Origin of the sequence: Kitasatospora nipponensis (assembly GCF_039528135.1) — a bacterium.
GTDB classification, from domain to species: domain Bacteria; phylum Actinomycetota; class Actinomycetes; order Streptomycetales; family Streptomycetaceae; genus Kitasatospora; species Kitasatospora nipponensis.
In genome coordinates, this window is the sequence record NZ_BAAALF010000737.1 from 1 (window position 1) to 687 (window position 687).

Genomic DNA, 687 nt, shown 5'->3' on the forward strand with positions numbered 1-687 from the left:
CATCGCGCCGCGCCAGGCGAACCGGAGGAAGACCGAACGGCCCGACAGGCCCTTGGCCCGCGCGGTCCGCACGAAGTCCTCGGACAGCTGCTCGACCATGGAGGAGCGCGTCATGCGGGTGTAGTTGGCGGTCCAGATCAGCGAGAGCACGATCCACGGGACCAGCAGGCCGGTGAACCAGCCGATCGGGTCCTCGGTGATCGGGGTGTAACTCGGCTGCTTCAGCCAGTCGGTGGAGTAGACGAAGATCACCAGGGCGAGCGGGCCGGCCACGTAGATCTGCATCGAGGAGGCGATCAGCGAGGCGGCGCTGGCGATCTTGTCGGCGGCCTTGCCCTGCTTGTGGGCGGCCAGCATGCCGGTGCCGATACCGAAGATCAGGAAGACGATGACCGAGCCGACGGTCAGCGACAGCGTGGTCGGGAAGCGGTCCAGCAGGACGTCGGTGATCATCTCCTGCTTGACGAAGGAGTAACCGAAGCAGGGGGCGTCGCAGTGGCCGGCGGAGAAGTCACGGCCGGTGAAGATCCCGCTGAACCAGTGCCAGAACTGCATGGCCGTCGACTCGTCGAGCCCCATGCTGTGCTTGATCAGGGCGAGGTTCTCGGGCGTGCAGACCTTGCCGCAGGAGAGGCGCGCCGGGTCCGCCGGAATGGCGAAGAACAGCGCGAAGGTGACCATGCTGAT

The 687-nt window shown here is 66.2% G+C and carries 1 protein-coding gene; it reads right to left on the minus strand.

Features of this window, described 5'->3' with window-relative positions; genetic code table 11:
- Positions 1–687 (minus strand): ABC transporter permease (locus ABD323_RS43025; protein WP_344447478.1); only part of this gene is annotated, 687 nt, incomplete at both ends.